The 25,620-nt window shown below is 59.7% G+C and carries 29 protein-coding genes; 15 read left to right on the top strand and 14 right to left on the bottom strand.

Annotated features, from left to right (window positions below):
• Window positions 1–13: 13 nt before the first annotated feature.
• Together CFBP4996_RS07045 and CFBP4996_RS07050 are read right to left on the bottom strand one after the other, a co-directional pair.
• Window positions 14–625: a flavin reductase family protein gene (locus tag CFBP4996_RS07045; protein ID WP_080816851.1), complete on the bottom strand. Its 612-nt coding sequence runs from the start codon at window positions 623–625 to the stop codon at window positions 14–16.
• Complete coding sequence (locus CFBP4996_RS07050) at window positions 625–1,206, bottom strand: nitroreductase family protein (RefSeq protein ID WP_020808944.1); 582 nt, start codon at window positions 1,204–1,206, stop codon at window positions 625–627. The genes CFBP4996_RS07045 and CFBP4996_RS07050 overlap by 1 nt, the downstream gene beginning before the upstream one ends.
• Before the next feature lie 110 nt (window positions 1,207–1,316).
• On the opposite strand from CFBP4996_RS07050, the gene CFBP4996_RS07055 reads away from it, so the two are divergent.
• On the top strand, window positions 1,317–2,297 hold the full coding sequence (locus tag CFBP4996_RS07055; protein WP_080851763.1) for an RgsD C-terminal domain-containing protein: 981 nt from the start codon (window positions 1,317–1,319) through the stop codon (window positions 2,295–2,297).
• A 223-nt stretch (window positions 2,298–2,520) separates the two neighbouring features.
• Here CFBP4996_RS07055 and thrS read toward each other — a convergent pair whose 3' ends face one another.
• From thrS to CFBP4996_RS07075, 4 genes are all read right to left on the bottom strand, one after another.
• Window positions 2,521–4,524, bottom strand: a complete 2,004-nt coding sequence (gene thrS, locus CFBP4996_RS07060; RefSeq protein WP_080851761.1) for a threonine--tRNA ligase — start codon at window positions 4,522–4,524, stop codon at window positions 2,521–2,523.
• A gap of 125 nt (window positions 4,525–4,649) precedes the next feature.
• Window positions 4,650–5,174 (bottom strand): DUF1697 domain-containing protein, encoded by a 525-nt coding sequence (locus CFBP4996_RS07065; RefSeq protein WP_080851757.1) that lies wholly within the window; start codon window positions 5,172–5,174, stop codon window positions 4,650–4,652.
• Window positions 5,171–5,530, bottom strand: coding sequence for a membrane protein insertion efficiency factor YidD (gene yidD / locus CFBP4996_RS07070; protein WP_003523392.1), 360 nt, complete (start codon window positions 5,528–5,530; stop codon window positions 5,171–5,173). The genes CFBP4996_RS07065 and yidD overlap by 4 nt, the downstream gene beginning before the upstream one ends.
• Window positions 5,531–5,533: 3 nt before the next feature.
• Window positions 5,534–5,980: an iron-sulfur cluster assembly scaffold protein gene (locus tag CFBP4996_RS07075; protein ID WP_003523393.1), complete on the bottom strand. Its 447-nt coding sequence runs from the start codon at window positions 5,978–5,980 to the stop codon at window positions 5,534–5,536.
• A 282-nt stretch (window positions 5,981–6,262) separates the two neighbouring features.
• Between CFBP4996_RS07075 and folE the strand changes: the two genes are divergently transcribed.
• The 3 genes from folE (at window position 6,263) to CFBP4996_RS07090 (ending at window position 8,504) form a co-directional block, all read left to right on the top strand.
• Entirely contained in the window at window positions 6,263–6,889 is a 627-nt protein-coding gene (folE, locus tag CFBP4996_RS07080) for a GTP cyclohydrolase I FolE (RefSeq protein WP_003495569.1), read from the top strand.
• Window positions 6,890–7,015: 126 nt separating this feature from the next.
• Window positions 7,016–7,468, top strand: coding sequence for a phosphoribosyl-AMP cyclohydrolase (hisI, locus tag CFBP4996_RS07085; protein ID WP_080851753.1), 453 nt, complete (start codon window positions 7,016–7,018; stop codon window positions 7,466–7,468).
• Between the two features lie 94 nt (window positions 7,469–7,562).
• Window positions 7,563–8,504, top strand: a complete 942-nt coding sequence (locus CFBP4996_RS07090; protein WP_020811307.1) for a patatin-like phospholipase family protein — start codon at window positions 7,563–7,565, stop codon at window positions 8,502–8,504.
• Window positions 8,505–8,663: 159 nt separating this feature from the next.
• On the opposite strand, the gene CFBP4996_RS07095 is transcribed toward CFBP4996_RS07090, so the two are convergent.
• Complete coding sequence (locus tag CFBP4996_RS07095; RefSeq protein ID WP_003523399.1) at window positions 8,664–9,098, bottom strand: CBS domain-containing protein; 435 nt, start codon at window positions 9,096–9,098, stop codon at window positions 8,664–8,666.
• 154 nt (window positions 9,099–9,252) lie between these two features.
• Window positions 9,253–9,990, bottom strand: a complete 738-nt coding sequence (locus CFBP4996_RS07100; RefSeq protein ID WP_003523400.1) for a rhomboid family intramembrane serine protease — start codon at window positions 9,988–9,990, stop codon at window positions 9,253–9,255.
• Window positions 9,991–10,344: 354 nt separating this feature from the next.
• Between CFBP4996_RS07100 and CFBP4996_RS07105 the strand changes: the two genes are divergently transcribed.
• The 3 genes from CFBP4996_RS07105 (at window position 10,345) to CFBP4996_RS07115 (ending at window position 13,025) form a co-directional block, all read left to right on the top strand.
• Window positions 10,345–10,902: a PAS domain-containing protein gene (locus CFBP4996_RS07105; RefSeq protein WP_162935858.1), complete on the top strand. Its 558-nt coding sequence runs from the start codon at window positions 10,345–10,347 to the stop codon at window positions 10,900–10,902.
• A 183-nt stretch (window positions 10,903–11,085) separates the two neighbouring features.
• Window positions 11,086–11,703, top strand: coding sequence for a PilZ domain-containing protein (locus tag CFBP4996_RS07110; protein ID WP_003508056.1), 618 nt, complete (start codon window positions 11,086–11,088; stop codon window positions 11,701–11,703).
• A 713-nt stretch (window positions 11,704–12,416) separates the two neighbouring features.
• Window positions 12,417–13,025 carry a transglutaminase-like cysteine peptidase gene (locus CFBP4996_RS07115; protein ID WP_035260634.1) on the top strand — a complete coding sequence of 203 codons (609 nt, stop codon included), beginning with the start codon at window positions 12,417–12,419 and terminating at the stop codon, window positions 13,023–13,025.
• A gap of 82 nt (window positions 13,026–13,107) precedes the next feature.
• Here CFBP4996_RS07115 and CFBP4996_RS07120 read toward each other — a convergent pair whose 3' ends face one another.
• Window positions 13,108–13,542, bottom strand: a complete 435-nt coding sequence (locus tag CFBP4996_RS07120; RefSeq protein ID WP_035260632.1) for a DUF1489 family protein — start codon at window positions 13,540–13,542, stop codon at window positions 13,108–13,110.
• 65 nt (window positions 13,543–13,607) lie between these two features.
• Window positions 13,608–15,011, bottom strand: coding sequence for an L-serine ammonia-lyase (locus CFBP4996_RS07125; protein ID WP_035260630.1), 1,404 nt, complete (start codon window positions 15,009–15,011; stop codon window positions 13,608–13,610).
• On the opposite strand from CFBP4996_RS07125, the gene CFBP4996_RS07130 reads away from it, so the two are divergent.
• Together CFBP4996_RS07130 and CFBP4996_RS07135 are read left to right on the top strand one after the other, a co-directional pair.
• Entirely contained in the window at window positions 15,010–15,276 is a 267-nt protein-coding gene (locus CFBP4996_RS07130; RefSeq protein ID WP_162935857.1) for a hypothetical protein, read from the top strand. The two genes, CFBP4996_RS07125 and CFBP4996_RS07130, sit on opposite strands and share 2 nt — an antisense overlap.
• 391 nt (window positions 15,277–15,667) lie before the next feature.
• A complete protein-coding gene (locus CFBP4996_RS07135; protein WP_080853145.1) occupies window positions 15,668–16,018 on the top strand; it encodes a hypothetical protein in 351 nt (116 codons plus the stop codon).
• A 9-nt stretch (window positions 16,019–16,027) separates the two neighbouring features.
• Here CFBP4996_RS07135 and CFBP4996_RS07140 read toward each other — a convergent pair whose 3' ends face one another.
• Together CFBP4996_RS07140 and CFBP4996_RS07145 are read right to left on the bottom strand one after the other, a co-directional pair.
• The gene (locus tag CFBP4996_RS07140) at window positions 16,028–16,792 is read right to left on the bottom strand and encodes a phosphodiester glycosidase family protein (RefSeq protein ID WP_080851742.1); all 765 of its coding nucleotides are present in this window, start codon (window positions 16,790–16,792) and stop codon (window positions 16,028–16,030) included.
• Between the two features lie 106 nt (window positions 16,793–16,898).
• Window positions 16,899–17,060: an entericidin domain-containing protein gene (locus CFBP4996_RS07145; RefSeq protein ID WP_003495552.1), complete on the bottom strand. Its 162-nt coding sequence runs from the start codon at window positions 17,058–17,060 to the stop codon at window positions 16,899–16,901.
• Window positions 17,061–17,252: 192 nt separating this feature from the next.
• Between CFBP4996_RS07145 and CFBP4996_RS07150 the strand changes: the two genes are divergently transcribed.
• Together CFBP4996_RS07150 and CFBP4996_RS07155 are read left to right on the top strand one after the other, a co-directional pair.
• Window positions 17,253–18,029 (top strand): formyl transferase, encoded by a 777-nt coding sequence (locus CFBP4996_RS07150; protein WP_080851740.1) that lies wholly within the window; start codon window positions 17,253–17,255, stop codon window positions 18,027–18,029.
• Window positions 18,030–18,119: 90 nt separating this feature from the next.
• Complete coding sequence (locus tag CFBP4996_RS07155; protein WP_080851736.1) at window positions 18,120–19,040, top strand: methylenetetrahydrofolate reductase; 921 nt, start codon at window positions 18,120–18,122, stop codon at window positions 19,038–19,040.
• A 53-nt stretch (window positions 19,041–19,093) separates the two neighbouring features.
• Here CFBP4996_RS07155 and CFBP4996_RS07160 read toward each other — a convergent pair whose 3' ends face one another.
• Complete coding sequence (locus CFBP4996_RS07160) at window positions 19,094–20,032, bottom strand: LysR family transcriptional regulator (protein ID WP_020810641.1); 939 nt, start codon at window positions 20,030–20,032, stop codon at window positions 19,094–19,096.
• A 126-nt stretch (window positions 20,033–20,158) separates the two neighbouring features.
• Here CFBP4996_RS07160 and CFBP4996_RS07165 point away from each other — a divergent pair, with 126 nt between their 5' ends.
• On the top strand, window positions 20,159–20,377 hold the full coding sequence (locus CFBP4996_RS07165; protein WP_059760262.1) for a hypothetical protein: 219 nt from the start codon (window positions 20,159–20,161) through the stop codon (window positions 20,375–20,377).
• A gap of 271 nt (window positions 20,378–20,648) precedes the next feature.
• Window positions 20,649–21,689, top strand: a complete 1,041-nt coding sequence (locus CFBP4996_RS07170; protein WP_020810639.1) for a GlxA family transcriptional regulator — start codon at window positions 20,649–20,651, stop codon at window positions 21,687–21,689.
• 261 nt (window positions 21,690–21,950) lie between these two features.
• Here CFBP4996_RS07170 and CFBP4996_RS07175 read toward each other — a convergent pair whose 3' ends face one another.
• Window positions 21,951–23,426, bottom strand: a complete 1,476-nt coding sequence (locus CFBP4996_RS07175; protein ID WP_080851734.1) for an NAD(P)H-hydrate dehydratase — start codon at window positions 23,424–23,426, stop codon at window positions 21,951–21,953.
• 358 nt (window positions 23,427–23,784) lie between these two features.
• Between CFBP4996_RS07175 and CFBP4996_RS07180 the strand changes: the two genes are divergently transcribed.
• Together CFBP4996_RS07180 and glnA are read left to right on the top strand one after the other, a co-directional pair.
• The gene (locus CFBP4996_RS07180; RefSeq protein ID WP_003515720.1) at window positions 23,785–24,123 is read left to right on the top strand and encodes a P-II family nitrogen regulator; all 339 of its coding nucleotides are present in this window, start codon (window positions 23,785–23,787) and stop codon (window positions 24,121–24,123) included.
• A 71-nt stretch (window positions 24,124–24,194) separates the two neighbouring features.
• Window positions 24,195–25,604 (top strand): type I glutamate--ammonia ligase, encoded by a 1,410-nt coding sequence (glnA, locus tag CFBP4996_RS07185; RefSeq protein WP_003523416.1) that lies wholly within the window; start codon window positions 24,195–24,197, stop codon window positions 25,602–25,604.
• The last annotated feature ends 16 nt before the right edge of the window (window positions 25,605–25,620 follow it).

Genomic DNA, 25,620 nt, shown 5'->3' on the forward strand with positions numbered 1-25,620 from the left:
AGAAGGACTATATTTATGGCGCAGTAGAGGGGCGCTGCAGCTGGAATACATCGCTGCCGCCATCGCAGTAATCCATATAGCCCATGCGCGCCACGGGTCGCGACAGCCCCATATCGATGCGCCCGTCGCGAATGATCGTTTCATCGATATGGATCGCCATGACCTGTCCGATCACCATCCACGAATCCGCCGGCTGGCCGTCGACGTCCTTAAGCTGCTGTATCTGGGTCACGCGGCACTCCAGAACCGCCAGCGCCTCGCCGACGAAAGGCGCATCCACCACCCGCCCGTCAACGGCGGTGAGACCGGCAAGGGCGAACTCATCGACATCATAACCGACGGGGGCAGAAGACGCATTCATCCGGTCCACCAGATGGCGGCTGACGAGATTGGCGGTGAAGACACCGGTTTCCTCGACATTGCGCAGACTGTCCTTCCTGCCGCTGGAGGAGAACATCACAAGCTTTGGCCGGTCCGAAATCGCATTGAAGAAAGAATAGGGCGAGAGGTTGAGGGAACCGTCCCTGCCCTTCGAGCCGATCCAGCCGATCGGACGCGGTGCGACGATGGCCTTGAACGGATCATGCGGCAGGCCATGCTGGTTGGTGTCCGTGGTGTAGAACATCAAACGTCCCCGACCCAGGTGACGACGTCGGCAAGCTCCGGCCGCGGCCGCTCCACCGGCGGGAATGTCGTCGAGCCGATATGAATGAACCCGGCCACCTTCTCTTCCGCGCCGACCTCGATTTCCGCGAGGAATGCGGAATCGAAAGCAAACCATTCCGTCAGCCAGTTCGCCGCAAAACCGCTGGCATTGGCGGCGAAGATGAGGTTGAGGCACACAGCACCGGCGGACATCACCTGTTCCCATTCCGGAATCTTGAAATGCGGCTTTGCGGTGCTGATGACGGCGATAACGACGGGCGCGCGGGTGAAGCGGGTGCGTTCCGCTTCCTGCTGCTGCAGGTCAAGTTCCGGGTTCTTTTCAAGCGCGATCCTCAGCGCCGTCTCACCGAGACGCACGCGCTCCTCGCCGCGATAGACGACGAAGCGCCAGGGGGCGAGCTTGCCATGGTCAGGCACGCGCACGGCAAGGCGCAGGATGTCCTCGATTTCCGCCTTCGAAGGTCCCGGTTCGGCAAGTTGCAGGGCCGGCGTGGAACGGCGAACCTTGAGATAATCGAGGAGCTTGATATCATTTGTCATGATCAAAAATCTTCCATTCTGCTGTCATCGCAAAAACATGGGCCTTGAAATAGCCACGGCATTGGTTTTGAAGTGATCCGGGAAAATCAAGAAGTCAATCGGTATCGAAAATGTCGGCAATCAAAATCGCGGCACGTCTGACCATTGCATGTGCCGTGCTTGGCCTTTTATCGCAAGCCGCTTTTTCGCAGGACGCCTTCAAAGACTTCAAGCAGCTCGGCGGCACGCCTAAAATGCCGAAGCTGAACGCTTTCACCGCCCCTTCCGCACCCAACGCCCCGGAAAGCACCGCCCGCGATATCAGCATGGAAGCCAAGCTGACCAGCGAAGGCGAAGCGGTGAAGGAAGGCCTGTCCTGGCGCGTCTTCAGCCCCATTCCCGGCGCGGACGGCAAGTTGCCGATGCTGGCAAGCTCGGAAGGCGGCTCGGCGGAATTCCATCTGGTGCCGGGCGAATATTTCGTCAACGTCGCCTTCGGCCGTGCGGGCGTCACCAAGAAACTCAATGTTCCGACTTCCGGCAATGTGCAGAAACAGGTGCTGATTCTCGATGCCGGCGGCTTCGTGCTGAATGCGGTTGCGGGTTCCGACAAGCAGATTTCCGGCAACCAGCTCAAATTTTCCGTCTATTCGTCAGACGCCCGCCCCGATGGCGAGCGCGGCCTCGTCATGGCCGATATCAAGCCCAACACCATCGTGCGGCTGAATGCCGGCACCTATCACGTGGTTTCCGAATATGGCAACGTCAACGCGGTGGTGCGCGCCGACATCCAGGTGGAAGCCGGCAAGCTGACGGAAGCGACGCTCCAGCATCAAGCCGCCCAGATCACCCTCAAGCTCGTCTCCGAAGAAGGCGGCGAGGCCATTGCCGATACGGCCTGGTCGGTGCTGAACGGCGGCGGCGACGTGGTGAACGAAAGCGTCAGCGCCTTTTCGACCATGGTGCTGGCGGAAGGCGAATATACCGCCATCGCCCGCAACAAGGACAAGGTTTTCCAGCGCAACTTCAAAGTAACCTCCGGCCGGGATTCGGACGTGGAAGTGCTGATGAAGGATCAGGCGCCGGAAGATATGACCGGGGATTTCGAGTAGGCGTCACCTACATCTCATCCGTCATGCCGGACTTGATCCGGCATCCAGCCACGGCGCGTCTGCGCCGTGAAGAGAGTCTTTCGCGATCAGGGACTTGATCGCGCTGGACCCCGGATCTAGTCCGGGGTGACGGAATGCGGTGCCCCGCTTCTGCCAATCATACCGCTGCTGAGCACATTGCCCCACAAACAAAAACGGCCCCCGAAGAGGCCGTTGTCATTTCTCACGCAGCCTGCTTCTTCGCCGCAAGCTTGCGCTTCACATCCGGCGGCGTCGCCTCATCCACGAGGCTCGTAATCGCATCTTCCAGCGACATCGGCGTCTGGTTCTGCGAACCGAGACGGCGGATGTTGACCGTGCGCTCTTCCGCTTCCTTGCGGCCGCAGACGATGATGACCGGAACCTTGGTCACCGAATGCTCGCGGATCTTGTAGTTGATCTTCTCGTTGCGGAAATCGGTCTCGACCGCCATGCCAGCCTCGCGCAGCGCTTCGGCAACCTCACGGCCGTAATCATCCGCATCCGAGGTGATCGTCGCGACGACCACCTGAAGCGGCGCGAACCACAGCGGCATATGGCCGGCGAAGTTCTCGATGAGGATGCCGAGGAAGCGCTCCATGGAGCCGCAGATGGCGCGATGGATCATCACCGGCTGCGTCTTTTCGGAGTTCTGGTCGATATAGAAGGCGCCGAAGCGTTCCGGCAGGTTGAAGTCCACCTGCGTCGTGCCGCATTGCCATTCACGGCCGATGGCGTCCTTCAGCGTATATTCGAACTTCGGCCCGTAGAACGCACCCTCGCCCGGCAGGATGCCGGTCTTGATGCGGCCTTCGGACTGCTCCTCGATGGTCTTCAGAACATCCATCATCACGCTTTCGGCGCGATCCCAGAGATCGTCGGAACCGACGCGCTTTTCCGGACGCGTAGAGAGCTTGACGACGACTTCGCTGAAACCGAAATCCTCGTAGACGGACAGGATCAGGTCGTTGATGCGCAGGCATTCCGCCGCCATCTGCTCTTCCGTGCAGAAGACGTGCGCATCGTCCTGCGTGAAGCCGCGAACGCGCATCAGGCCGTGCAGCGCGCCAGAAGCCTCGTAACGATGCACGGTGCCGAATTCCGCAAGGCGGACTGGCATTTCGCGGTAAGACTTCAAGCCATGCTTGAAGATCTGAACGTGACCCGGGCAGTTCATCGGCTTCAAGGCGAAGACGCGCTGATCGGCTTCCTCGTCATCGGGATGGGTGAAGGCATGGGCGGATTTCACCGCGAACATGTTCTCCTGATACCAGCCCCAGTGACCGGAGGTTTCCCACAGCGACTTGTCCAGCACCTGCGGCGCGTTGACTTCCTGATAGGTATTGGCGAGCCGGCGGCGCATATAGGCCGTCAGCGTCTGGAACATCCGCCAGCCCTTGCCGTGCCAGAACACGACGCCCGGGCCTTCTTCCTGGAAATGGAACAGGTCCATTTCGCGGCCGAGACGGCGGTGGTCGCGCTTTTCGGCTTCGGCCAGCACATGCAGATAATTGTCCAGCTCTTCCTGCGTCGCCCAGGCGGTGCCGTAGATGCGCGACAGCATCGCATTGTTGCTGTCACCGCGCCAATAGGCCCCGGCTACCTTCATCAGCTTGAAGGCCGTGCCGATCTGCCCCGTGGAGGCCATATGCGGCCCACGGCAGAGATCGAACCAGTCGCCCTGATAATAGATCTTCAGGTCCTGACCTGCCGGAATGGCATCGACCAGCTCGACCTTGTAGTTCTCGCCCTTGTCGGCGAAAACTTGCCTGGCCTTTTCGCGCGACCAGACTTCGCGGGTAAACGGCTTGTTGCGCAGAATGATTTCCTTCATGCGCTTTTCGATCTTCGGCAGATCTTCCGGCGTGAAAGGTTCGTTCTTGGCAAAGTCGTAATAAAAGCCGTTCTCGATCACAGGGCCGATCGTCACCTGCGTGCCGGGCCACAGTTCCTGCACGGCTTCGGCCATGACGTGGGCGGCATCGTGACGGATGAGCTCCAGCGCACGCCCGTCTTCACGCGTGACGATCTCGATTTTGCCATCGGTGATGGTCTCGGATAAATCGCGCACGGTGCCGTCAAGCGCAATGGCGACAGCCTTCTTGGCAAGCGATTTGGAGATGGATTCGGCGACCTCGCGGCCGGTCGTACCGGCGGGGTAGCTGCGCACGGATCCATCGGGAAATGTAAGGGAAACAGCTTCAGACATTGTCTAATCTCCTGTCCAGTCCCGCCAACGAATGCGGGTGGTGTTGGAATAATGATTTGCCCGCGACAAGCGGACAGGCAGGCTGATAAAGGCTTTTGCCATTGCAGTCAAAGGCGAAGGACAGCTCAGCGAAGCATTTGCGCGAGACCATTGACCGTATTGGCGTTGCGGGTCGTGCCGATACCGAGCCTTTTGGTGGTCAGCACGGACAGCAGCCTGCTCTCGCTTGGCTTGCCGCCAAAATCGATCCATAGATCGCCGCCGGCAAGAGCGATCTTTTCCCTCCCGCGGTATTTCTCCAGCAATTCGAGGACGCCGTTGTCCAGCGGCGCCCGCATCACCCGGACGCAGACATCCGGCGGATTGCCCTGGACGAAAGGATTGTCCGCCGCCAGTTTCAGCCAGTCGCCGCCCGAACGAACGAGAATATCGACATGTTTGCCGAAGCGGTCTTCGAAGGCGCGCTCCAGCCTGTCCTCAATCTCACGAACAGGTGCCGCCCCGGCACGGAAAACCAGATTTCCAGTCGCGACCAGGGTTCTGCATTCGGCAAATCCCAGCTCTTCCGCCATTGCCCGCAAATCGGCCATGACGAGCCGCTTGCCCGCGCCGAGCACGATGCTATGCAGCAGGGCCACATAGTCATTCATCGATGCAGGCTCCAGTAACGCCACGGCATCCACCAGCGCCTGCGGCCATCGAGCACTTCCGGCACCGGGTCCAGCCCGCTGGTGCCGCCCGGCCCGCAGCGCGCGACGCGAAACAGCGTCATCCAGCCACCGGCCCAGAGCCCGTGTCGGGCAATCGCCTCATAGCCATATTCGGAACAGGTGGGGATATGGCGGCAGGAATTTCCAATGAAGCCGGATAGCGTCAGCTGATAAAGCCGGATGAAACCGACGCCCAGAAGCCGCCCCGGCGTTTTGGCAAAGCTGCCCGTCCAGTTGCGGGATCGGCCCGCTTTTTCCGCCGTCTGCTGGTGCCGGCAGCCCGGTTCGCCGCACATCGCCTAACCCGCGGCGTTGAGAGCCGGCCGCCCTTCGATCTGGTCGAGCGCATCGACCACCGCTTCGAAGGTCAGCATGGTGGAGGCGTGGCGCGCTTTGAAATCGCGGACGGGCTGAAGCACCCGCATATCCTCGAAACGGCCCGTCGGCCCTTCGCCGTCCTGTTTCAGCATGGCGAGCATGTCTTCCCGCGCCTGCCGGATTTCGCCGCTGGAAGCCCCGATGATGTGGTGCGCCATGATGGAGGCGGAGGCCTGGCCGAGCGCGCAGGCGCGAACCTCATGCGAAAACGCCGTCACGATGCCGCCTTCGACCTTCAGATAGACCTTGAGCTTGGAGCCGCACAGCCGGGAGTGTTTCTCGGCGCTGGCATCGGCATCCTCAAGAACGCCGATGAGCGGAATATTCCCGGCAAAGTCCAGAATGCGATTATTGTAGATATCGTCCATCGTCGGTGCCCGGCGCGCTCAAGATTGCCCAAAAACAGGACAGGTCAAATTTTTCAAACACAGCGTTTGTCGCAGTGAAGCTTTCCTGCCCTTCATTCTCATTATATGCTAACGAGCTTTCTGGACATCAAGCCGTGATGAAATTAACGGCTCCGATACCGAAATAACAGCATCGGTCTTGCCAAAATGCTGTAAAACAACCAGATAGCAGCAACTGCGAACAAGAGTTCGCGATGAAAAACGAATTCAGGTGCGGCCTTTACCCGCATCGGGAGAGACGGAATGGATGCGATCGTGAAGAATTTCCCCGGCGCTGGCGCAAAACCCGACGTGGCAGAAGCTCGCCCAAGCCAGGCCGAAGCGGAAGAAGCAGTGCGCGTTCTTCTGCGCTGGGCAGGAGAAAATCCCGCCCGCGAAGGACTTCTGGATACGCCGAAGCGCGTCGCCAAGGCCTATCGCGAGCTTTTTGCCGGTTATGAGCTGAACGTTCAGGACGTGCTCGGCACGACCTTCGAGGAAGTCGGCGGTTATGACGATGTTGTGCTGGTGCGCGACATCCCCTTCTTCTCCCATTGCGAACACCATATGGTGCCGATCGTCGGCAAGGCGCATGTCGCCTATCTTCCGGCGGGCCGCGTGCTCGGCCTGTCGAAGATCGCCCGCGTCGTCGAAATCTTCGGCCGCCGCCTGCAGACGCAGGAAAACATGACCGCGCAGATCGCGAGATCCATCGAGGAAACCCTGAAACCGCGCGGCGTGGCCGTCATGATCGACGCTGAACATATGTGCATGTCCATGCGCGGCGTAAACAAGCAGGGGTCGACGACGCTGACCACCAGCTTTACCGGCACGTTCAAGAACGATCCGGCCGAACAGGTGCGCTTCATGACCATGGTGCGGAACCGCTAAGCGCCGGACCGAAGGCCGTAACGCGGTTTTCGGAAAATCCGATGCGCAAGAAAATTCAGAGTGGCGGAAGCAGATCCGTTTATCCGCCGCTCCCATCGTTCCGCCAGTTGATTTTCCGGGGTTACCATGTCCATTCCCTTTCCATCCGCCTCTGCGGATAAGGAAGTGCTCGAAAACGCAGGTCTTTTTTCACCGAAATTCGATGCGCACGGCCTCGTCACCGCCGTTGTCACCGATGCGCGTGACGGCGAGTTGCTGATGGTCGCCCATATGAATGCGGAAGCCCTGTCGCTGACGCTGGAGACTGGCATCGCCCACTATTACAGCCGTTCGCGCGACAAGATCTGGAAGAAGGGCGAAACGTCGGGCAATCTGCAGACGGTGAAGGAATTCCGCACCGATTGCGATCAGGACGCCGTGTGGCTGAAGGTATCCGTCGCCGGCCATGACGCCACCTGCCACACCGGTCGCCGCTCCTGTTTTTATCGCACGGTCGAACTCTCCGACGGCCAGGCGGTGACGAAGATCACCGACGATACCCGCCATTTCGATCCGGCGACCACCTATTCCGCAACTTGAACGGCCACCTTCCATCGGCCGCACCAATTTGCTACCAATATAGCGGGTTCCGGGGATAGGACGGAGCCTGACGGAACTGGCAGGGAGTGCGGTCATGTTGGGATGGGGAAATCGTCACAATCAACTTTCGGCTGGCAACCCCGAAGCCTTCGGCAACGAACCGCCGGTCACCCAGATCGTCGATACGCGCAGGATAGCGCTCGCCCTTGGCGGCGGGGCTGCGCGCGGCTGGGCCCATATCGGCGTCCTGCGGGCGCTGGATGAGGCCGGGGTGAAGATCGGCATGATCGCCGGCACCTCTATCGGCGCGCTGGTCGGCGGTTGTTATCTCGCCGGCAAGCTCGATGAGCTGGAAGAATTCGCCCGTTCGCTGACGATGCGCCGCATTGCCGGCCTGCTCGATCTCACCATCGGCGGCGGCGGGCTCTTCGGCGGCATGCGGCTGACCAAGCGCATGCAGGAACATCTGGAAGGCCTGCGCGTCGAAAACCTCGACCATCCCTTCATCGCGGTCGCGACGGAACTGCGCACCGGCCACGAGGTCTGGATTCACCAGGGCGATCTCGTCACCGCGCTGCGCTCTTCCTACGCGCTGCCGGGCATTTTCGAACCCGTGCAGTGCAACGGCCGCACCCTGATCGACGGCGCGCTCGTCAACCCCGTGCCGGTTTCGGTCTGCCGGGCCTATGAGCAGGCGCTGGTCGTCGCCGTCAATCTGAATTACGACCTCTTCGGCCGTTCCGCCGTTGTCAAGCACGCCGCCTCGCCATCGCATGGCGGCGTCGCACCGGCGGTGGAAAGCCCGCCGCGTCCCGGCCTGCCGGGCGTCATGGTGCAGGCTTTCAACATCATTCAGGACAGGATTTCGCGCTCGCGCCTGGCGGGCGACCCGCCCGACCTCATGCTTCACCCCCGCATCAACGATATCGGCCTCTCGGAATTCCATCGCGCCAGCGAAGCCATCGACCGGGGATATGAGGAAACGCGCTCCCGCATTCCGGAGCTCGAGCGCATGCAGCAGGCGTTCCGGCGCTGATGCGCGAGACCCTCGCCCCTCATTCCTGTGCTTGTCACAGGAATCCAGCCGAAACGCGTCTGCGTGGAGAGAGGAGTCCTTTCAGCCCAAGGACTTGGGCTGACTAGATTCCTGTGACAAGCACAGGAATGAGGGAAGCGATACGCTTCGCGAACTAACTCACCCGGCAATATAGGCCTTGATGTGCTCCGCTTCGGCTTCGATCTCGCCAATCCGCGCCTTCACCACGTCACCGATGGAAATGATGCCGGCAAGGCGGCCGTTCTCTTCAACCGGCACATGCCTGAAGCGCCCGCCCGTCATGATTTCCATCAGCTCATCGGTGGTGGAATTGTGATGACAGCGAATGACATTCTTGGTCATGGCCACCGACACGGATTGCTGGAGGGAAGCGGCACCCTGGCCCGCCACGGCCTTTACCAGATCGCGCTCCGTGAAGATGCCGAGAACGACGCCATCGGCGTCGGTCACGACGACGGAACCGATCTTATGCGCGTGCAGCGTTCCCGCCGCTTCGCCAATGCTGACCTCCGGACCGACAGTCACGACGTCCCGGCCCTTGCGGTCGAGAAGATCCTTTACGAATGTTGGCATGCCTTCCTCCTCTTTTCAGCGATACGCAGCGCCGCAGTCTCCCCCGGCGGTTGCAAATCATGGGATATGGTGCGCTGAGGTCCGCATGAATGCAATCCCGGATGGGACGCGCGAAAGCAAATTTGCGCCACGGCCGACAAGGAGCGTGATCGGCTCAGACCAAGCGTCGATCGAAAAGCCCGAAGAACAGGAAGCCGAGCAGAAAGCCGAAGACATGCGCATCCCAGGCGATTTCACCGCCGACATCGCCGAACAGCGGCACGCCGACCGCGATCAGCACATTGCCGAACAGCCACATCAGCGTGAAGATCAGCACGGTGCGGTTGGAGAGCGCACCAAGAATGCTCTGCCGCGGCATCAGATGGCCGAAGGAGGCGCTATATCCGCCACGTGCCGGGAAAGCGAAGCGGCAGGCCGCCCCCATCAGCGCCGAAACCACACCCGACGCCCCGATCAGCACCGTCACATCGCCCCAGTTCAGCGCCGCATGACCGAAGGCGGAAACGGCGGCGGAAATGCACCATAACAGCACGAAGCGCACTGTTCCGATCCGGCGCAGAACGGGCGCTCCGAAGGCCATCAGCCACAATCCGTTAAAGAGAATGTGCTCGATGCCGCCATGCAGGAAAGAATAGGTCACCGGCGTCCAGAGCCATTCCAGCCCCTGCTGGGAAAACGGCACCGCATAACGTAGCGGAATGAAGCCGAAGGTGAAGATGAACCAACCATTACCTTCCTCCGACAGAAGATAGGCGGGAACGACATAAGCGACGATCAGCGCGGCCAGAATGCCGACCAGCAGCGATGGCAGGTTGAAGACGGGATTGTTCGTGTCGTCTTTCGGCTCCGGCGTTTCCGAAACCGGCGGCTGTTCGCCGTCCCCATAGGACATGATCCCATCCCTGTCTTGGTCGAATTTTGCGTTCCCCGAGCAATATAGGAAGCCCGAACGAAAAAAAAGCCGTCCCGCCTTCGAAGCGCTCGACGCCCAAACCGCTATCGGCAAGGACGCCGGGCCGCGGGCGGTCCGGCTTGCGGGCCCGCCTTAAAATAACAGGCGACGCCATCGAATTGTGCTGACGGAGCTTTCCCCGACATGGCCGCTCCGATGCCACGACTATCGCCATTGGGCAATATCAACCCTTTGTTAACCTTAACAAATCCACTTGGCACGAAAATCGCTACACCTCCAGATACAGACGTTCGGATGGACATGATGTCCCAAAAACGAACATGGAGAGATGCTATGAAGAGCATGGCCGGACTGGACATATATGCCTATTGGGATGAACTGCGCGGCAAGCGATCGGCCCCGCGACGCGAGGACATCGATCCCGCAAAGCTGAAACATCACCTTGGCGATCTTTTTATCCTCACGGACAAGGGAGAGAACACCCCGTTTTTCCGCCTTGCCGGTACACGTCTTTGCGATCTGTTCGGCCGGGAATTGCGGGATCGCCCATTTTCGGAATTGTGGCAGCCGGCAAATGCCGTCTTCCCCTGCCGTGTCGCGCGCGGCATCCTGCACCACCAGTTGCCCGTGGTCTTCGATGTCGAGGCAGAGGACAGCTATGGCGCGGCACCGCTGGCATTCGAAATGCTGCTCCTGCCGCTACGCACCGATCCCGACACCGCCCCAAGGTTGCTCGGGGCACTGCTTGCGGAGCGGCCGCGACACGAATTCGCCGCGCCCATCCAGTGCCTGTCCATGCAAAGCAGCCGCCTGCTGCGCCTGGACATCGCACCGGCAGGGTATCCGCTGAACAAGGGGGCCGAGGATACACCGCGCACCGAAAGCTGCTGACGGACCTGTTCCAACGCTCTCCGCCCCTCCGGGAGAGGTCCGGCAGCACCGGAATCTCAAAAAAATACGTCAGAACTGTAACGATATTGCCGATCAGAAAAATTGTAGAGATTAAACAATACAGTCTGTTAACTCGCGCAGGGTAGAAACTTACCGTCATCATTCATTACAATTGCGCTGCCCATGTTTTCGTCCCGCTCGGTCAACACCGCCCAAATCCTGCGTCCGGTTGAGGAAGCTCATCTCGACGACGCCGTCCGTGTGTCCTTCACCGGCCGTCTGATGTTGCCCGACCATGAAGAATATGATTGCACTGCGACCGAGATGACCGCCGAGAGGGCGCAGTTCACCTGCTCGGGCATTGCCCGCCACGGTGACCGCGTCATCGCCTATCTCCAGCATATCGGCCGGATCGAAGGCACGGTGACATCGCTCACCGCATCGGGCTTCCTCATCGCCATCAACGCGCCGGAGCGCAAGCGGGAAAAACTCGCCGCGCAGCTCGCCTGGATCGCCAAGCGTCAATTGCTCGGCCTGCCGGAAGACCGTCGCCACGACCGCCTGACGCCGCGCAATGCGAGAGCCCAGCTCGTTCTGGAAGACGGCGTGCTCGTCGCCTGCAGGTTGATCGACCTTTCCCTGTCGGGCGCGGCAATCGAGATCGAAAACCGGCCGCCGCTCGGAAGCCGGGTCCAGCTCGGCAAGAACATGAGCGGCAAGATCGTGCGCCACTTCATGGAAGGCGTCGCCGTCGAATTCGACCGCGTCCAGTCGCCCGACGCACTGATCGAATTTCTCTAACTAGTTCCACCCGGACACGGCAGGTTTTGCGCCCGTAAGAATGCGTACGGCATTTTGGGCGCGTTTTGCGCTCGCCCCAATCGCATAATTGCGAAGATTCCCCGACGGCGCCTTGGCAGTCAATGCTCTGTCTTCGCCCATATCGGGCTCACCAGCCGCTCCTGGCGTCAGGTGCTTTATTCTCACTTCTCGCTACCGAACTCCCATTTCATACCCTGACGCCTATGGCATGCGGCAGACCGACCTGGATCCACCATAGTCGGTAAAAAGGATGAGCGCGGCGGAACATGTTGCGCCCTTGGCCAGATCATCAACGGCACGAAAATCGCTCCGCAAAACTTTTTTCCAGAAAAAATGCAGTTTTTTTGAAGTTTTTTTGTCGCTTTTTCCGGCCTGTCCCAGCCTGAAACAGCCATCCCAAAACGGGAAATCCACCTCTTCGCCACGCGCCGCCAGCCCGCTGCGCGCGACCGCAGAAACCGCAGGACGCCGAAAACCGCTGTCAATACAGCGGTCTAGATGGCTACCAAAAGCCTAAAGCCAGGATGCGTAAAATTGTAATAAAATTTGCTTCAAACACGCATAAAAACTAGTTCGAATACAGTTCAAAACAACGGCTAATTTGCTGAAATTTAAGCTCAAATTGCGCTTCGCAAATTTCCGCCGGGTCAAAATATACCTGCGAATGTCTCCTCACCACGGGGAGACAAGCAATGAACAAGAACAACCGTTTCGTTTTCACTCTGATCGCATTCATCGTCAGCGCCTTCGCGCATCAGGCAAGCGCCTCGCCGGCCGCCGTCATGCGCGTCATCGGCAAGGCCAATCCGCCGATCGGCCACTATGAATTCTGCCAGACCTATCAGAGCGAATGCCAGCCGACCTCGCTGGACAACGGCCCGATGAAGCTGACCGAAGAGCGCTGGAAGACGATGCTCGACGTCAACTACACCGTCAACACCACCATTACGCCGATGACCGACATGGAAATCTATGGCGTCGAAGAACGCTGGGCCTATCCCACCACGGTCGGCGATTGCGAAGACTTCGTGCTCCTGAAGCGCAAGATGCTGATGAACAAGGGCTTCTCCGCTTCCAACCTGTTGATCACCGTGGTTCTGCAGCCGAATGGCGAAGGCCATGCCGTTCTGACCGTCCGCACCGATCGTGGCGATTTCGTTCTCGACAACATGCGCAATAAGGTCATGAACTGGTCGGAAACCGAATATACCTACCTGAAGCGCCAGGACACCGCCAATCCCGGCCGCTGGGTCAAAATTCAGGATGGCCGCGCCACCAATGCGGTCGGCGGCATCAACTGACCGCACGACCGACCCGTCTCCCCAAATGAAAAAGCCGGCTCCGCAAGGATGCCGGCTTTTTCATGTTCAAATCCGTTGAGCGTCAGAGCAGCCCAAGCTCCGCCAGTTCCCGCCTGAGATCGGAAGGCATATCCTCGCCGCCCGTGCCGCCGCCGAGATCGCGGGGCGCCTCGTCGTCCTTCAGGTAACGCCAGCCCTGAAACGGGCGCTTCGGCGCAGGTGAGGTTTCGATAACCTCCGGGCCGAGAATGAGATCGCAGCGGGAAATGCCGTCTTCGCCCTTGAAGGAGCGGATATCGAGAAGTTTCTGCCGCGCCTGCACCTGCCCCTTGATGACCCAGTAGAGCGAACCGCCCTCGAGCAATTCCTCGACACGTTTCGGGATCATCCGGGTGGTGTGGACGCTGTGGGGCTCAAGGCCTGCGGCAATTGCGGTCAGAGCACGATGCGCGACCCAGTCTCTCAAGTCCTGGATTGAATCCGCGCCGACGCAAAGTTTGATGAGATGTAGAGGCATGGTTCTATCAATGCCTTTTTGCGGCGGGCGTCAAGCATGGCAACCATGCCTGACGCCCTGCCCGCTCAGCACTCCACAACGTTCACGGCAAGGCCGCCGGTGGAGGTTTCCTTGTATTTCTCGCTCATGTCGTTGCCGGTCTGGCGCATGGTCTCGATACAGGCATCGAGCGGCACGAAATGCTGGCCGTCGCCCTTCAGCGCCAGCGAGGCCGCCGTCACCGCTTTCACCGCGCCCATGGCATTACGTTCGATGCACGGCACCTGCACAAGCCCGGCAATCGGATCGCAGGTCATGCCGAGATGATGCTCGAGCGCGATCTCGGCGGCGTTTTCCACCTGTTCCGGCGATCCGCCCATGACCGCGGCAAGGCCCGCCGCCGCCATGGCGGAAGCCGAGCCCACTTCGCCCTGACAGCCCACTTCCGCGCCTGAAATCGAAGCATTGTGCTTGATGATGCCGCCGATGGCGGCCGCCGTCAGCAAAAAGTCGCGCACGTCATCGACGCTCGCATCCTCATGGAAATGCCGGAAATATCTGACGGTGGCAGGAACGACGCCTGCCGCACCGTTGGTCGGCGCGGTCACCACGCGGCCGCCGGCGGCATTTTCCTCGTTCACCGCCATGGCGTAGACGCTCAGCCAGTCATTGGCCATGACCGGGTTCAGCCGGTTGCTGCGCCATTCCGCATTCAGCTTCTCGTAAATGGAGCGGGCGCGGCGGCGCACCTTCAAGCCGCCAGGCATGATGCCGTCCACTTTCAGCCCGCGCTCGATGCAGCCGTTCATCGCTTCCCAGATCTGGTCGAGACGCTCGTTCAGCTCCTCGCGGGAAACCACCGTCTCCTCGTTGGCGCGCTTCATCTGGGCGATGGTGCGGCCGGAACGGGCCGCCATATCCAGCATTTCCCGCGCGGTGGCGAAGGGATAAGGCACGCGCGGACCGTTATCGATGGTCTTGCCGCGCTGCTTGATCGCCTCCAGCTCCGTATCGGTCACGACGAAACCGCCGCCGACGGAATAATAGATGCGCTTGATGAGCAGCCTGCCCTGATTGTCGAAGGCGGAAAAGGTCATGCCGTTGGCGTGGCCGGGCAGCGGGTTCTTCTTGTCGAAGACCAGATCTTCGGCCGGGCGGAACACATAGGAAGGATGGCCGGGCGGCGTCACGGTGCCGGCCTTTTCCACCGTCTCGATAATGGCGTCCATCGCATCGGGATCGACAATATCCGGCCGTTCGCCGGTGAGGCCGAGAATGACGGCACGCCCGGTACCGTGGCCGATGCCGGTAAAGGCGAGCGAGCCATGCAGGCTGACCTTCAGCTGCGCAACGGCCGCGCCTGCCGGCCGCGGCCACTCATCGCTGAGGATCAGCGCCAGAAAGCGGTTGGCTGCCGTCATCGGCCCCATCGTATGGGAACTCGAAGGACCGATACCGATCTTGAAGACGTCAAAGACCGAAAGAAACATGAAGTTCGCCTTGAATAAGAATGGATTCCACCACCATCATATCCAAAGCCGAAACGGATCGCCACAAAAGAGCGTCAGCGGTTTGCGCAGCTGCGACATAATTGCCTTCAAACGAAAACAGCACGGTTTCCAAAGGAAAACCGCGCCGTTTCAAAACCCGTCATTCAGGAGAGATGCTTATGGGCTGCCAAAAATGTACGTCAATGCGAGAAAAGCGGCAAAGCCTGCAAGTGCGCGCAAGGTGACGCCCCAGCAGGATTTCTGAGCGGTTTCTTCCATGATTACTCCAGCTATTCACTCTCCGGGGGATCTTCAAGACCCGGCCCGTTGAGGCAAGCATTTATTAAAATCCGGCGGCGAAGGCAAATGCAAAAAGCGGCTAAATGAAGGCGTTTTTGACAAGCTGCCATTCGCCCCGTGCATAGGTATGTGAAAAAACAAGGCGTTAGCGTGAAGCCCGCATAAGCGCCATTTTGGCGATCGCCGCAATTTGGACTAAAGTGTAACCGTTATTTAAAGCTTATGCACAAACGCCTGTTGAAAACCCCGGCCGCCGGCACGTTACGGTCGAACTTCCCGCGCTGAAATACTGCGCCTTGAAAGGGCGTAACCTGTGCTTTATCGACGATGGCAACGGCAACGATGCGAGTCACCCCATGCAGCAGGCATCCTCCTTCCCTGATCGCGAAACGGTCGCATCGAAGCTCACTTCGCTTGCAAGCGAGGATAAAGCCTGGGTGCTGCTGTTGATGGAAAACGCCCTGCAGGACGAGAACCTGCTGGCTGGCCTCAATCTTTATCTCGACCAGCAGACCAATGCCCGCTTCCTCAACAGCCTGAAGCTGGAAACAACCGGCGAATGGCTTGGCGGCAATGCCCCTGCCCGGCTGCAGATTCGCATCGCGGAAACCGCAAGGGCGAGCCAGCATCCCGCTTTTCTCGCCTTCCGCAAGGGGCTGACGGCATCGGCCGGTCTCGAAAAAGCCTATCCCAAGGCGCCGATCTGATCGTTCAGGCTAATCCGGCACCCTGTCGACAACGGCGATGATCGGCCCCATCAGGAACAGCGAGTCCCGCCTTTTCATCGCGGGAATATCGACGCTGGATATGGTGCCATCGAGATAGAGCGCATTCGGCGCGTCCAGCACATCCCTGAACAGCGTGGCGAAATCGTAAAAGCGCACGGTATTTTCCGAAATGGCGAAATGCACAATGCCGTCGCGGGAAACGCCGACGCCGTTGCGCCGCTTCAGACTGTCGCTATCGGGCAGAAAGCGCGGATGCAGCTTGCCATCGATGACGAGCATCGGCCCGGATTGCGTGGCGAAGTCCGGTTTTACGCCGGCCGCCAGATAGGCCTGCGTTTCCAGCACGCCGGCCGCGGCCCCCTTCAGATAAAACACGCCATTGGGCAGAAGATGAAAATTGCCCCAGCCGCCGCCGGTGCTGATCGGCGAGCGTTCGATGCCATTTTCGATAAAGAGCCCGACGGGGGAATAGTCCGAATGATACATGCCACCATTCATGGCAAAGACGCTGAACATGTGCTGCCGCCATAGCGCCGACGAGAGAGCGGCGAATGAACCATATCCCTCGCCGGAGACATGATCGCGGTCGTAAATCCGGATGGTGCTTTTTGCCGGGTCGAAACTGCAGACCGTATAACGACCGCCCGCATGGTCCATGACCCTGCAGAAATCCGCCTGCCCGCCGGCCTGAGCCGAAAACGGCAACAGCAATGGCAACAGCAGCTTCGCCAGTCTTTTCATCGATCCGTTCATGCCCGCCCCGTGATTCTCGTCGGGGCACATTCGCAGAAAAATTCGGTCAAAGAAAAGGCGTCACCCGTGTTTCAGGATGACGCCGGACCTTTAAGGGGAGATGTCGTCAGCGACGGGCGGCGCGGTCCACATTGCGGCCTGCATCCTGCGTCGCGTCGACGGCGTTCGCCGTGTCACGACCCATGCCGCGAATGGTGTTACCGCAGGAGCTCAGGGTGACAACGGTCAACAAAGCCACGAAAACGGTCGAAAGAATGCGTGTGATCATGTGAAACTACTCCCCTATGACTTGCCGTCCAAAGGCAAGTACCGATGTGATATGCGTCACAATAACGTGAGTCCCAAAAATCCGTTCCAGCGGCATTTCAAAAAATCCTGTCGATGAAAATTAACATGGTTTTGAAGTTCACGCGTGAAACTCGGCGTCTGGATCATGGCTTAGGAAAATCCCGTGGGTGATATGACTGACATCAACAATCGGCTTCTGGTGATGACGGCGGGCGGGGTGAACCCTAATGTCATGATCAATGCGCTGGCGGCCCGATTTCCCGACATCCATGTTTTCATGGAGCAGCCGGAAAGCAAATCGGTCATTCTCAGGCGGCGCGCGCGACGGCTCGGCTGGATAGTCGCTGCGGGCCAGATGGCGACGATGATCGCCTCACGGCTCGGCAAGCGCTTCACGCTTCGCAGAAGCGATGAGATCATCGCCGAACACGGCCTTTCTCCCGATCTCCACCACAGCCTCCCCGTCACCCAATTCGCCTCGCTCAACGATGAGGAATGCCGCAAGGCCGCCAATCTGCTGAAACCGGCGGCGATCTTCACCATTTCCTGCCGCCTGCTGACACCGACCACGCTTCAGGCCCTGCAATGCCCGGTCATCAATTTCCATGCCGGCATCAACCCCGCCTATCGCGGGCAGATGGGCGGCTACTGGGCGCTGGTGGAAAAAGACCGCGGCAATTTCGGCGCGACCGTGCATCTGGTCGACAAGGGCGTGGATACCGGCGCTACGCTCTACGAGAAGCGGCTGAAACCATCCCCTTCCGACACAATTGCCACCTACCCGCTGCTTTTGACCGCCGCTTCGGTGGATATCGCCGTCAGCGCCATCGAGGACGCCCTTTCCGGCAGCCTTGCACCGCAGCCGCCCTCACCCGGCAAATCGGTACTGCGCTTCCCGCCGACCATCTGGACCTGGCTTTGGAACGGCCTGACGAAACGGATCTGGTGAAGCCGCGCGTCAGGGTTTAGGGCCGAGCTTCGTCGCAGATGCAAGCCTGTCTTGCCGCAACAGGCACAGACTTCGCCGCAAAATAGGTGCATGATAATAAAAAGGATCACGCACAAATTGCCCGATATTTCCGCCGCTTCCATCATTCCCGCCTCCATCGAAGCCTCGCCCGCGCAGGTGCTTGGCTCGACCGACCTTGCCGGTCTCTTTCCGCAGGGCGTGCGCGTCTATCTCACCGACACTGGAGCCGCCTCGCAGGAAAGGCTCGTCGAAGCCGCAGGACATTTGCGCGACCTCGGTTACGAGCCGGTGCCGCATCTTGCAGCGCGGCGCATCCCCTCCCGCGCAGCGTTTGAGGAACAGGTAAAACGGCTTGCCGGAGAAGCGGGCGTAACCGATGTTCTGGTTGTCGGCGGCGGCGTCGACCGCCCGGCCGGTACCTTCGCATCCAGCATGGACATGCTGTCCACCGGCATTTTCGATCGTTGCGGCATAAGGCAGATCGCCATCGCCGGCCACCCGGAAGGCAGCCCGGATTTCAACGACGAAACGGCGATGGCCGCACTCAGGCTGAAACGCGATTTTGCCGAAAGAAGCGATGCCGCAATGCGCATCGTCACGCAATTCGGTTTCGATCCCGCGCGTTTCATCGCCTGGGCGGAAGGGTTAGCGGCGTCAGGCATCGAGCTTCCGGTGCATATCGGCGTTTCCGGCCCGGCCAAGATCACGACGCTTTTGAAATATGCCGCGCTTTGCGGCGTCGGCAATTCTATCGCCTATCTCAAGAAAAATGCGCTTTCGCTGACGACGCTCGCCAAGGGCCATTCACCGGAAAGCATCGTCGGACCCATCGAGCGGCACTGGCAGGCTAATCCGCAGGGGCCGATCCGGCAAATTCACGTCTTCCCCTTCGGTGGATTGCAGAATTCGGCCGACTGGCTGGTCAAGCGTGGAAGCTGGCAAACCGGCGCGGTGGACCGTTCGGCATCGCCGGATTCGATGGCGGGCTAAAACCGCGATTCTAACGGCGCGACGAGCCACGGCCGCCGCGCACCTCCAATATCTCAGGCCGCCTTGGCGACTTCGACAAAAGCGTTTCGAATGCTTTCAGCCACGGCAAGAACAGGGCGCGACGCCTTGTCACCCATGATCAGGCGGATATCGAAACAGCCGAGTTCCGGCAGGCCTTCCTTGTCGCCCAGAATGACCATGTCGTTCTGCACATAGGATCGCGGCAGCGGCGCGATGGCGAGATCGGCGGCAATCGCCGCGCGCTGCGCCATGGTATGGCCGCTGAGATAGGCCACGCGGAAATTACGGCCGCGCTTTTCCAGCGAATGGATCGCTTCCGAGCGCCAGATGCAGCCCTCTTCCCAGATGGAGATCGGCAGCGGATCGCGCAGATAGGCGGTACCGCATTTTGCGCCCGCCCAGACCAGACGCTCGCGCATCAGCACCTCGCCCGTATCCCGAAGGGGATGGGAGGCACAGTTGACGAGGGCAAGATCGAGCCTCTGCTCATCCATGCGCTTATAAAGATTGGAGCTGGAATCGATGGTGACGTCGATCATGATGCCGGGGAAAGCCTCGGCAAAACGCTTGAGAATGCCCGGCAGCAGGCCACGCTCGCCAATATCCTCCGGCGCGCCGAGACGGACGACGCCGGAAAGCTCCGGCATGACGAAACGCGACACGGCCTCGTTGGACAGCGCGATCATGCGCCGCGCATAGGTCAAAAGCGTCTCCCCATGCGCCGTCAATGTCACCGAGCGGGCATCGCGCAGGAAAAGCGTCGTTTTCAACTGCTCTTCAAGCTTCTTGATCTGCATGGAAACCGCAGACGGCGTTCTGAACACCACTTCTGCGGCGGTGGAGAAATTTCCCGTTTCCGCGATGGCGACGAAGGTTCTCAATATGTCGTTATCCAGCAACGGTAGCGGTTGGCGGAAAGTCACGGTCATGGCACGCACCTTCAAATATTTTGATTTATAGATGGATATCATTTCGTTTGATTGAATGTCAACAAGCGCGCACCATCCGGGACATCGATTGACGGGGCGGATTTAGCCTCGTCGGCAAGCACATACCGAAGTCGCAAACAGGATCGTGGTTCAGGAAAGGATCAAGACATGACCATGATACATTATCTCCCCGTGGCGAACCGTTCCTCGCACCGCCCGTCATCCAGCGGCTGGCTTCATCGCCTGTCCGACCATGTTGCCGCCCGTTACGCCGCATGGCGTCGCGAAAAAATGCTTCGCGCACTGGAGGCATTGCCGCCTGAAACATTGAAGGATATCGGATGGCCGACGACGGACAACAGCCGCATAAACGTCATCCGCAGATGACATTCAACCGGTGGCTCGCAACGTTTCCAGACGTGCGAGCCATCCCTGCCCGTCCTTCGAATGGAAGGACAAGGGCGCAAAATAGCCTGCCTGTTTTACATGCGACACACCGCCTTTTTTAAAGGCTTGTCGCAAAATTTGCATATTTCAAAAGCGATTTTTTGACAGCCCCGATTCCACGGCGTATTTTTCGTTAAAGATGTCGTAAACAGGACATCCAGAAGACCAATTCCAAGGGAGGAATTGCGTATTCGCAACGGAGCACGGGCAAATGAGCAGAAACTCCCAGAAGAAGCGCTCAATCGTCTTTTTTCTCATTCCGCAATTTACCATGCTGCCATTCGCCGCAGCGGTTGAAACGCTTCGCATCGCCAACCGAATGTTGGGCTATCAGGCCTATGAGTGGCGTCTCTCCTCGCTCGATGGCCAGAAGGTCATGTCGTCAAGCGGCATCTGTCTTGAGCCCGATACCTGTCTTGCCGATGAGCGGCGCTACGTCAGCGGCGAAAACCGCCCGGAAATGGCGATCATCTGTTCGGGCATCGATGTGGATCAACACATCAACAAATCCGTCAATGCCTGGCTGCGCGAAGCCTATAATCGCGGCATCGCCATCGGCAGCCTCTGTACCGCCGCCCATATTCTCGCACAGGCGGGCCTTTTGAACGGCAAGCGCTGCGCGATCCACTGGGAAAACCTGCCCGGTTTTTCCGAGGCCTTCCCGCAGGTGGAAGTCTACGCGGACCTCTTCGAAGTCGACAGCAACATCTATACCTGCGCCGGCGGCACGGCCTCGCTCGACATGATGCTGAGCCTGATCGGCCAGGATTTCGGCGAAAACCTCGTCAACCGCGTCTGCGAACAGCAATTGACCGACCGGGTGCGCAGCCCCAATGACCGCCAGCGCCTGCCGCTGCGGGCCCGCCTCGGCGTGCAGAACAGCAAGGTTCTGTCGATCATCGAATTGATGGAAGGCAATCTTGCCGAACCGCTGTCGCTGCTCGATATCGCCGACGCCGCCGATCTGTCGCGCCGGCAGGTGGAACGCCTCTTCCGCCAGGAAATGGGCCGCTCGCCTGCCCGCTATTATCTCGAAATCCGCCTCGACCGCGCCCGCCACCTGCTGGTGCAATCGGCCATGCCGGTGGTCGAAGTCGCCGTCGCCTGCGGTTTCGTCTCCGCCTCGCATTTTTCCAAGTGCTATCGCGAAATCTACAATCGCACGCCGCAGCAGGAGCGCGCCGAACGCAAACTCCTTATCAGCGCCTCGCGGATGGCAATGGCGAGCCAGGCAGGCAAGGCTGCGCATTGAATGCGGGCTGAATGCCGCAAACGCGACGGACTTGCTTCAGGGATAAACCTCTCCTTCGTCATGCCGGACTAGATCCGGCATCCAGCCAAGGCGCGTCTGCGCCGTGAGAAGAGTCTCCTGCGATCAAGGACTTGATCGCACTGGACCCCGAAGCCCCGGGGTGACGGAGTGCGGATGATAAAACTGTGGTAAGATCGCAGGTTCAGCGAGCGGCCAGCAACGACCCGGTTCACAGTCCTGCTCCAACACAATCAGACCAAGTCACCCAAACGGCCGAACCGCATGGGCGAGGTCCTCCGCCGTCAAGCCGTCGCCTGCCCTATGGCCAGCCTCGCCATGCAGCCAGACACCGGCCGCGGCCGCTTCGAAGGCGGGAGCTCCCTGCGCCAGCAGCGCGCCGATGATACCGGCCAGCACATCGCCTGACCCAGCCGTAGCAAGGCTCGCGGGAGCATTGGTGTTGACCAGCGCCCGGCCATCCGGCGCGGCAATCACCGTATCCGCTCCCTTGTAGACCAGAATGGCGCCGCTGCGCGCCGAGGCGACCTGCGCCTTCTCGATCTTGCTCAGCATCTTGTCGGCGGCAAGATCGGGAAACAGTCGCGCAAACTCGCCCTCATGCGGCGTCAGCACGAATTTGCCCGTGCCTGACGTGACGTGCGCAAACAGGTCCTCCTTGTGATCCCTGAAAGCCGTGATCGCATCGGCATCCAGCACCACCGCCTTGTCTCCAAGCAGGGACACGAATTGCCGCGCCTTTTCGAGGTCGCCGAAACCCGGGCCGAGAACGAAAGTGCCATGACGCCCATCGTCCAGCCACGACTGCAAATCGTCGGCATCGTCCACCGGTGCGTTCATCACCGCCGTCAGCGTGACGGACAGCACGTCGAGCGCTTGCCTCGGCGCGGCGATGGTGACGATGCCCGCCCCCGCCTTCAGTGCCGAAAGCGCGGTCATGCGGCTTGCGCCCGTCGTATGGGCCGGGCCGGAAAAGACGGTCAGATGCCCGCGACGGAATTTATGGGTTTCCATATCGGCATGAGGCAAGGCATCCCGCCAGATCAGCGTGCTATTTTCCGCCACCGATCCCGCATGGGCGTCAAGGATGCGGGACGGAATGCCGATATCGAATACCTCGAGCGTTCCACAAAGCTCCCGCCCCGGCATCAGCAGATGACCCAGCTTGCGCGCCATGAAGGTCACCGTCCGCTCGGCTCTGAACGATGCGCCGAGAGGCACGCCCCGCCTGCCGCAGAGGCCCGAGGGCAGGTCGACGGCGAGAACCGGCACCTTCGCCCGCGTGACCGCCTCGATCACCCGAATAAGCTCCTGCGGAACATCGCGGGACAATCCGGCCCCGAACACCGCATCGATCACCACGTCGCCGGCAAGAGGCGCATAGCCGTCAAGCGGCAGCGGCGTCACGCCGCTCCGCTCGAATGCCGTCCGCGCATCGCCGCTGAGCGCGCCGACATCGCCGAGATGATGAACCGCGACGACCGCCCCGCTCTGCAAAAGCGCCCGCGCCGCCACATAACCATCGCCGCCATTGTTGCCGCCGCCGCAGAGCACGACGAAACGCTGCGCCTGCGGATAGTGACGCAGCACCGAGGCGGCAACCGCCTGCCCCGCCCGCTCCATCAGATCATAAAGAGGAATGCCGGATTGCCCGGCCGCCGCATCGATGCGGGCCATGGCAACAGGATCGATCAGGAAGAGGCGCGGAAGGGATTTCATGTCCCGATCATCCCTTCAAAACGCCGGAAAGGCAATCGATACAAAAATAAGCAAATAGCCATGTCTAAATAATAGACAAATGCATAAAATATAAACAAACGGCTATTGTTCTGATCACACCTTTCCAAATATTCAAAAAAACTAAAATAATACAAATTCACAGAAATGCTGATGGATTTTTCGGGTTTCCGCGAGAAATTGGCTGGAAAAGCGCAAAAAGCGAATGCATTTTGTGTCGGAAAGCCGGGGGATCGAAGTTTTTTCTTCAAGCCCGCTTCCGATCTGGCACAATACGTGCATTCTTGTGGCAGAGCGGGAGTTACCTGCTTTAACGGGAGAAGCGGAGAGATATTTTCTCATGAAAAAGATCGAAGCGATCATTAAGCCTTTCAAGCTCGATGAAGTGAAGGAAGCCCTTCAGGAAGTCGGACTTCAGGGAATCACGGTCACGGAAGCAAAAGGCTTTGGTCGTCAGAAGGGCCACACGGAACTCTACCGCGGAGCAGAGTACGTCGTGGACTTTTTGCCGAAAGTGAAAGTCGAAGTCGTATTGGCGGATGAGAATGCGGAAGCCGTCATCGAGGCGATCCGCAATGCGGCGCAGACAGGACGTATCGGCGACGGAAAGATTTTCGTTTCCAATGTCGAGGAAGTCATCCGCATCCGTACCGGTGAAACAGGCGTGGACGCCATATAATCAAGAACGTCCCGAGCCGGGGAGGCTTGGGTTTTCACCTCGTCATCATCACACTCAAGGAAAACGTTTAAATGACGACCGCAAACGATATCTTGAAGCAGATCAAGGATAACGACATCAAGTTCGTGGACCTGCGCTTTACCGACCCCAAGGGCAAGCTGCAGCACGTCACCATGGATGTTGTCTGTGTGGACGAAGACATGTTCGCCGATGGCGTCATGTTCGACGGCTCCTCGATCGCCGGCTGGAAGGCCATCAACGAGTCCGACATGGTGCTGATGCCCGATCCGGCCACCGCCCATATCGACCCGTTCTTCGCCCAGTCCACCCTGGTCGTCCTTTGCGACATCCTCGACCCGGTCTCGGGCGAAGCCTATAACCGCGACCCGCGCGGCACCGCCAAGAAGGCCGAAGCCTACCTCAAGGCGTCGGGTATCGGCGACACCGTTTTCGTTGGCCCGGAGCCGGAATTCTTCGTCTTCGACGACGTGAAGTACAAGGCCGATCCCTACAACACCGGCTTCAAGCTGGATTCGTCCGAACTGCCGTCCAACGACGACACGGATTACGAGACCGGCAACCTCGGCCACCGTCCGCGCGTCAAGGGCGGTTATTTCCCCGTTCCGCCGATCGACAGCCTCCAGGACATGCGCTCCGAAATGCTGACGGTTCTGGCCGAAATGGGCGTGGTCGTCGAAAAGCACCACCACGAAGTGGCTGCCGCACAGCACGAGTTGGGCGTGAAGTTCGACACGCTCGTCTCCAGCGCCGACAAGATGCAGATCTACAAGTACGTCGTGCACCAGGTCGCCAATGCCTATGGCAAGACGGCAACCTTCATGCCGAAGCCGATCTTCGGCGATAACGGCTCGGGCATGCACGTTCACCAGTCGATCTGGAAGGGTGGCAAGCCGACCTTCGCAGGTGACGAATATGCAGGCCTTTCCGAGACCTGCCTCTACTACATCGGCGGCATCATCAAGCACGCCAAGGCCATCAACGCCTTCACCAACCCCACCACCAACTCCTACAAGCGTCTGGTGCCGGGTTATGAAGCGCCGGTTCTGCTCGCCTACTCCGCGCGCAACCGTTCCGCATCGTGCCGTATTCCCTTCGGCTCCAACCCGAAGGCAAAGCGCGTCGAAGTCCGCTTCCCGGATCCGACCCAGAACCCCTATCTCGGTTTTGCGGCCATGCTCATGGCCGGCCTTGACGGCATCAAGAACAAGATCCACCCCGGCAAGCCGATGGACAAGGACCTTTACGACCTTCCCGCCAAGGAACTGAAGAAGATCCCGACCGTCTGCGGCTCGCTGCGTGAAGCGCTGGAAAGCCTCGACAAGGACCGCAAGTTCCTGACCGCCGGCGGCGTGTTCGACGACGACCAGATCGACTCGTTCATCGAGCTGAAGATGCAGGAAGTCATGCGTTTCGAAATGACCCCGCATCCGGTCGAATTCGACATGTACTACTCGGCCTGATCGGCCTTTGGAGCGC

It is taken from the genome of Agrobacterium leguminum (assembly GCF_005144435.2).
In the GTDB taxonomy this organism is placed as follows: Bacteria; Pseudomonadota; Alphaproteobacteria; order Rhizobiales; family Rhizobiaceae; genus Agrobacterium; species Agrobacterium leguminum.

Bases quoted from the DNA above. Each gene is read 5' to 3' on its own strand.
- CFBP4996_RS07045 (WP_080816851.1), bottom strand. From the start codon at position 625: ATGTTCTACACCACGGACACCAACCAGCATGGCCTGCCGCATGATCCG.
- CFBP4996_RS07050 (WP_020808944.1), bottom strand. From the start codon at position 1,206: ATGACAAATGATATCAAGCTCCTCGATTATCTCAAGGTTCGCCGTTCC.
- CFBP4996_RS07055 (WP_080851763.1), top strand. From the start codon at position 1,317: ATGTCGGCAATCAAAATCGCGGCACGTCTGACCATTGCATGTGCCGTG.
- thrS (WP_080851761.1), bottom strand. From the start codon at position 4,524: ATGTCTGAAGCTGTTTCCCTTACATTTCCCGATGGATCCGTGCGCAGC.
- CFBP4996_RS07065 (WP_080851757.1), bottom strand. From the start codon at position 5,174: ATGAATGACTATGTGGCCCTGCTGCATAGCATCGTGCTCGGCGCGGGC.
- yidD (WP_003523392.1), bottom strand. From the start codon at position 5,530: ATGTGCGGCGAACCGGGCTGCCGGCACCAGCAGACGGCGGAAAAAGCG.
- CFBP4996_RS07075 (WP_003523393.1), bottom strand. From the start codon at position 5,980: ATGGACGATATCTACAATAATCGCATTCTGGACTTTGCCGGGAATATT.
- folE (WP_003495569.1), top strand. From the start codon at position 6,263: ATGGATGCGATCGTGAAGAATTTCCCCGGCGCTGGCGCAAAACCCGAC.
- hisI (WP_080851753.1), top strand. From the start codon at position 7,016: ATGTCCATTCCCTTTCCATCCGCCTCTGCGGATAAGGAAGTGCTCGAA.
- CFBP4996_RS07090 (WP_020811307.1), top strand. From the start codon at position 7,563: ATGTTGGGATGGGGAAATCGTCACAATCAACTTTCGGCTGGCAACCCC.
- CFBP4996_RS07095 (WP_003523399.1), bottom strand. From the start codon at position 9,098: ATGCCAACATTCGTAAAGGATCTTCTCGACCGCAAGGGCCGGGACGTC.
- CFBP4996_RS07100 (WP_003523400.1), bottom strand. From the start codon at position 9,990: ATGTCCTATGGGGACGGCGAACAGCCGCCGGTTTCGGAAACGCCGGAG.
- CFBP4996_RS07105 (WP_162935858.1), top strand. From the start codon at position 10,345: ATGAAGAGCATGGCCGGACTGGACATATATGCCTATTGGGATGAACTG.
- CFBP4996_RS07110 (WP_003508056.1), top strand. From the start codon at position 11,086: ATGTTTTCGTCCCGCTCGGTCAACACCGCCCAAATCCTGCGTCCGGTT.
- CFBP4996_RS07115 (WP_035260634.1), top strand. From the start codon at position 12,417: ATGAACAAGAACAACCGTTTCGTTTTCACTCTGATCGCATTCATCGTC.
- CFBP4996_RS07120 (WP_035260632.1), bottom strand. From the start codon at position 13,542: ATGCCTCTACATCTCATCAAACTTTGCGTCGGCGCGGATTCAATCCAG.
- CFBP4996_RS07130 (WP_162935857.1), top strand. From the start codon at position 15,010: ATGAAGTTCGCCTTGAATAAGAATGGATTCCACCACCATCATATCCAA.
- CFBP4996_RS07125 (WP_035260630.1), bottom strand. From the start codon at position 15,011: ATGTTTCTTTCGGTCTTTGACGTCTTCAAGATCGGTATCGGTCCTTCG.
- CFBP4996_RS07135 (WP_080853145.1), top strand. From the start codon at position 15,668: ATGCAGCAGGCATCCTCCTTCCCTGATCGCGAAACGGTCGCATCGAAG.
- CFBP4996_RS07140 (WP_080851742.1), bottom strand. From the start codon at position 16,792: ATGAACGGATCGATGAAAAGACTGGCGAAGCTGCTGTTGCCATTGCTG.
- CFBP4996_RS07145 (WP_003495552.1), bottom strand. From the start codon at position 17,060: ATGATCACACGCATTCTTTCGACCGTTTTCGTGGCTTTGTTGACCGTT.
- CFBP4996_RS07150 (WP_080851740.1), top strand. From the start codon at position 17,253: ATGACTGACATCAACAATCGGCTTCTGGTGATGACGGCGGGCGGGGTG.
- CFBP4996_RS07155 (WP_080851736.1), top strand. From the start codon at position 18,120: ATGATAATAAAAAGGATCACGCACAAATTGCCCGATATTTCCGCCGCT.
- CFBP4996_RS07160 (WP_020810641.1), bottom strand. From the start codon at position 20,032: ATGATATCCATCTATAAATCAAAATATTTGAAGGTGCGTGCCATGACC.
- CFBP4996_RS07165 (WP_059760262.1), top strand. From the start codon at position 20,159: ATGACCATGATACATTATCTCCCCGTGGCGAACCGTTCCTCGCACCGC.
- CFBP4996_RS07170 (WP_020810639.1), top strand. From the start codon at position 20,649: ATGAGCAGAAACTCCCAGAAGAAGCGCTCAATCGTCTTTTTTCTCATT.
- CFBP4996_RS07175 (WP_080851734.1), bottom strand. From the start codon at position 23,426: ATGAAATCCCTTCCGCGCCTCTTCCTGATCGATCCTGTTGCCATGGCC.
- CFBP4996_RS07180 (WP_003515720.1), top strand. From the start codon at position 23,785: ATGAAAAAGATCGAAGCGATCATTAAGCCTTTCAAGCTCGATGAAGTG.
- glnA (WP_003523416.1), top strand. From the start codon at position 24,195: ATGACGACCGCAAACGATATCTTGAAGCAGATCAAGGATAACGACATC.